The sequence below is a fragment of the Pseudoalteromonas luteoviolacea DSM 6061 genome, assembly GCF_001625655.1.
In the GTDB taxonomy this organism is placed as follows: domain Bacteria; phylum Pseudomonadota; class Gammaproteobacteria; order Enterobacterales; family Alteromonadaceae; genus Pseudoalteromonas; species Pseudoalteromonas luteoviolacea.
Genome location: NZ_AUYB01000010.1, coordinates 1 through 5,015, shown reverse-complemented (window position 1 = coordinate 5,015; position 5,015 = coordinate 1). Strand labels below are relative to the sequence as shown.

General features: G+C 42.0%; 4 protein-coding genes. 1 reads left to right on the top strand and 3 read right to left on the bottom strand.

Annotated elements, in window-relative coordinates; genetic code table 11:
* Positions 1-237, top strand: a 237-nt coding sequence (locus N475_RS25900) for a hypothetical protein (RefSeq protein ID WP_211270585.1), incomplete at its 5' end; no start/stop codon positions are given.
* A gap of 131 nt (positions 238-368) precedes the next feature.
* Here N475_RS25900 and N475_RS00495 read toward each other — a convergent pair.
* The 3 genes from N475_RS00495 to N475_RS25895 all read right to left on the bottom strand — a co-directional run bounded on the left by N475_RS00495 (position 369) and on the right by N475_RS25895 (position 4,943).
* Positions 369-1,958, bottom strand: a complete 1,590-nt coding sequence (locus tag N475_RS00495; protein WP_063364513.1) for an ATP-binding cassette domain-containing protein — start codon at positions 1,956-1,958, stop codon at positions 369-371.
* A gap of 43 nt (positions 1,959-2,001) precedes the next feature.
* Positions 2,002-4,671: a class III lanthionine synthetase LanKC gene (gene lanKC, locus N475_RS00490; protein ID WP_063355935.1), complete on the bottom strand. Its 2,670-nt coding sequence runs from the start codon at positions 4,669-4,671 to the stop codon at positions 2,002-2,004.
* Between the two features lie 146 nt (positions 4,672-4,817).
* Complete coding sequence (locus N475_RS25895; RefSeq protein ID WP_211270584.1) at positions 4,818-4,943, bottom strand: class III lanthipeptide; 126 nt, start codon at positions 4,941-4,943, stop codon at positions 4,818-4,820.
* Positions 4,944-5,015: the final 72 nt, after the last annotated feature.

Sequence of the window (5,015 nt, the reverse complement as noted above, 5' to 3'; positions counted from 1 at the left end):
GTGCCTGTACTGTGCCTCCTAGCAGGTCTTACTAACTTGAGTAAGGCTGGCGTCCTTGCCAGAGAACGAAAAAATAAATCGGTGTGTGCTCATCTTTGCACACTTGGCTTTTATCAGGCGCGTCATGCCCCTGTATTGTGCTTTCCAGCATGCCTTACTACCGTGAGTAAGACCGGCGTCCTTGCCAGAAAACGAAAAATAAATTTTTTGTCTCGTCAGATCCGAGTAAAGTCGTAGTCTCAACTGATACTCATTCCATAAGTGACTTCCCTGTCACTACTAAATTCCGCTTTTTATTATTGTTTTTATTTATTCTTCTTATAGTTATTAAGCGAAACTTAGCGTCCTTGTTTAGTCCTTTATTCGATTTAACTTACCGTGACTTTGCCGTCTCCTTTCAAATCAATAAATCGCGTAAATTTGTCTTTAAAGTTATTACCTTCATGCATAATCATGAGCACAGCAGCTTTTTTAGTGTATCGCTCGATGAGACCCAAAATGTTTTCTTTACTTTGGTCATCAATGTTTGCCAACGGCTCATCCAGTACATAGATATTTGCAGGCTTAAGTAAGCAAGCGGCAATTTGGCATTTCTTTTTCTGACCTTCAGATAAATCATCGTAGTTAACATCCAAACACTCTTGCAGCCCTAGCTCATTGATTAAAGCCTCTGCACGTCCTGAACTATCCCATTTAAGGCTCAAGGTATTGAAGTTCTCCTTTACCGTGCCTGGTAAAAATTGGAACGGGTAAAGTGCGGTACTCATTTCCTTGTCCTTGGCAAGCGTAATTCGGCCTTGCTGTGGTTGATAGAATCCAGCCAACAGATTCAGGAATGTACTCTTTCCTACCCCATTTCCACCCGATATCAATATCTTGTCATCATGATTTACATTCAAAGACACATCTTTAAGGATTTGCTTATCGCCATAGCTAAAGCCAACATTATGAAGCTCTAATTCACTATGAGCAGCGATCTCTGAGGCGCCTTGTGGTGACTCAACTTTTTGGGTAAATACACGATAGCGCTCAAGTAAACCATTCAGTGCTGCGATGTGTGGGATTACAGATGACAACTGCTGGACAGCACCCACTATCATCCCAAACGCTCGAGTTAAGGCGAATAGTGAACCAATCGTAATCGCACCTAAAATCACTTGGATACCTGCCGCAATCAAAACAGATAACTCGGCATAGCTTAAAAACACACTGCTAATTGATTGATACATGGCCGCAATCTTGGTGTTTTTGTATCTTGCATCTAAAGGTTCGGTAATACCTTCTTCGATTCTGTGCTGCGCTTGGTTAATTAAGCTATGTGTTTTCACGTATTTAAAGCTATCTATCGCTTTGTTTAAGATAGATTTAAATTGCGCTTCAGTTTCATGTAAGCGCTCGGTACAACTAGAGATCTTGCCGCTAAAGCGATGTGCCAAGAAATATAGGAAAGGCACAATAACTACTAACGCCAGAGTGATTTCCCAACTCAACCAAATCGCAACACTCAGTCCAATCACGCTTACGAAAAAGCCAGAGATTAAGGTTGTACATACATCTACAACACCACTTAACTGTCGTGCTTCATCATGCAAGCGAGACGTAAAGTATCCACGGCCTTTTTCTGCAATTTCTTCGTACGGTTTATTGTAAAGAGACTCTGCCATTTCTACCGTAAGGTTCTGGTGTAAATCGTTTTTAATCTTTTGCGAGGTAAGTGCAGTGTAATAAATCAGCACTCTGCCAAACGTTGCAATAAAAGTCACACCTACAGCTAGATAGATGAATGTTTGCACATCCCCTTCGCTAAGTGCATCGATTAAGAACTTCATTGCCAGTGGGTCTATCGCTGAAAACATCACTGCTTGAATAGCAGTCAGAAAGAACAACAATCCTAGTTTTTTGTGATGTGGCTTCAGAATATCTGCAGCAGTGCTAAGGTTTTCTTTTGAAATAATCATATCAACTAATTCCTTAGTGAGGCGGCCTAAGCCGCCAACTCTGTTAGATATCAAACAATGGGCGAGACTTGTTATTTAAAACTCGGTCAAAGACGATGCCAATGCCCGAAGATCCCATGGCTAAATCAGTCGATAGTCTAATCAAGGTACGACCTGGGAATAACTCACCTTCGTTTCGCGAAATTGAGAATAGTGCTGAGCGCTCTAAGATATTCAGTGCACTATCTTTATACTGCTGCTCTTCAGTCACCTGATGCATGTCAAATAAGAAGTCAGCGATGCCTACAGAGCCTGAGAATAACCCTTGCTGAGCGGCGTAAAGTGAGTATGAGCTCAAAGCAATTTTACGAGCAATATCTAAGTAGTATTCATCGTTAGTTGCTTGGTATAGGCGCAATACCACAGAGCCAATACCCGAAGAACCATTTTCAACGTATGGCAGTACCATTTGGCTGCTTTCCGAATCGCCCCATTGATAGTGCCCTTCAGGCTTAAGACCCACATGCAAATCAAATTGCAGTGCTAACCTCGCCTCTTCTAGGTAACTTTCTTGCTTGGTTACATTGAACAGTTGAATTAAAAACAGTGCGACACCTGTGCTGCCGTACATGAAACCTACGCCTTCATTGTCTTCTACGCTTGAAGCATATTTGTATCCGCCGCGTTCGAAGGTTCTGCGCTCTCTTAGTAACAATGCTGCTTCGATAGCCTGCTGCAAATCATCTGGGTGCTGTGTATGTTGGTACAGCTTCACAAAACCATGACCAATACCTGCCAAACCATGGGCGAAGTTACTCGCTTGCTGCTCGAATGGAACCGCCATGGACTTAGATAACAATTCACGTGCTACATCGTAGTTACCCAGCTCAATTTGACTAAGTGCCATGCCTGCATATCCCACCAATATTCCGGGTGACGCCTCTTTTTCAGCAAAGCTCTTATCTAATTCCGCAGCAAGTCCCTCTGGGATGTCTTTACCAGCTCGAGCAAGTAGCAGCGCGGGTCCAGAGTAACCGTATGCAAGTGACCCCATATGTGTATCAAACGCTTGGAAATCGACAGGTAAATAGAAGTCATGGCCTTTGCGCTCAATACCACTTCTCAATAACTTAGTAATGTTGGTTAAAGAGCGTTGTAGCGTATTTTCTATATCGCTAAAATTGGATGACACAGTAGGGAACTCTTCTATTCTCTCTATTTTGTCTGCCACTTCTTCCGATAGGGTAATGTTATCTAGCTCATCCAAAATCGCTTTGGCGTCTTCAACTAACCCTTTCGAAAGCGCATCGATTACATTGATAACTTGGACCGGTAAGCCACTGTCTTTCACCATTTTTTCCAACAGTGACCATTTGAACTCTGCATTCATTTCAAATGCTTGCTGAATAGGTAACAGCATGCTGTACAGCACCATAGATAAGCCATACCAATCGCCTTTATACGTGGCCCCTTCTTTAACTAAGTTCGACTGCTCAGTAAATCCAGGTGTTGCCAGAATAGGAATGCTGTCTCGATGCTCATTGGCAGTATCTACTCTGAATGAACCTTCAAAGTCGATAAATTTAATGCGCTTATTATCACTATCAACGATTATATTGTTTGGTGAAATGTCAGCTAAAACAATACCTTGACTATGTGCGTAGGCAATCGCATCGATACAAGATTTGGTGATCCATGTAAACTGTTGCTTAAACTTCTCAGCAGTTGCCAAATTGCCTGTAAATGGGATTAAGGTGACTTCCTCTTTGGCTCTGAATGAACGGATCGCCTCTCCTTGAACAAACTCTTCCACTAAGAAGGAGTGCTCCCACTCAGTAAAGCAATCTACAGGTTTAGGGAAGTATTCACTGCCTTGCAGCGCTTCAAGGATCTTGTATTCATTCTTTAATACGGTGTCAGCGTATATTGACTTTGCGTTAAGTGAAGAGAATTGCACATACGGACGGGCTTCTTTCACAACGACCGTTTCACCAGTTTCTAAATCAGTTGCTTTGTAAACGCCGCCACTATTAGAAAACGAGAAAGCCTCCAATACTTGATACCTGCCAGCTAAAGGCTTGATCTCTGAGTCATCTTCAGCGACCTCTTCATCTTTAAATGGCTCATCAATCCAACTTGGCAGTGAATAAAATGCTTCTCGCTCATCTTTTACCAAAGTACCATCTGGCTGAATTAAACAAGCGTCTGCAGTACCATCCGGCTTCGGTTTGGGGATCAACTTGTAGCCACCGTAACGATAGTGTACAACTTTGCTGTCTTTATAACGTTTGTCAGACAGAATGTAAGGACCATTATTGTCTTTAGTTGCAATATAAAGGTCATGGATCATCACTTTAAATGATTCAAAATCGACTGGATAAATAGTGATTAACTTACCTGAACCACTTCGGCCAGTTGACTTAGAGGCCATTTGATTTGCGATATCTTTACGGCAAATCACCTTGAATGCGGCTTTATGATCTAGGCATACTTGTACTGTTTTATGGATTACTTCGATGGCTTCTTCTTCAGTTGCTGATACATGAATTTTGAAGCCTTGTACTGGAATATCCATGTTCTTTGGTGCGGCAGCCAACCAAATATTGTGTCTTTTTACTGTCCAATCTTTCGAAAGCAAACTAGTAATAACTTCACTGTATTCCTTATCAGCACCTAACTCTGATGGTAGCGAGAAAAAGTCCTTATCGCCAAAGGTGTATAAATTATCCAACATATTTTCGTTCTCATTCTTTTAATTTGTTTTAGAAAAGTTGCCAGGGACGACGCGACAAATCATTTGGCGCGTCGCTGGCTCTCAGGAGTCTTGTTTCACTACACGGGCATAGAAACATTCACTCCTGATGCAAGCATTGCCCTACATTAAGGCTGAATGCTTGGTGCTTCTTGTGCTGCAAGCGTGCGACATACGCCACTTAGTGTTGACCAGCTTTGAACGTCTGCTTCAGTTGTAGATGCCATTTCTTGTAGTTTTAATACGTTGTTCATGTCTTTTATCCTGTTGATTTAATTGTTATCTATTAAGGCTGAATGCTTGGTGCTTCTTGAGCTGCAAGCGTG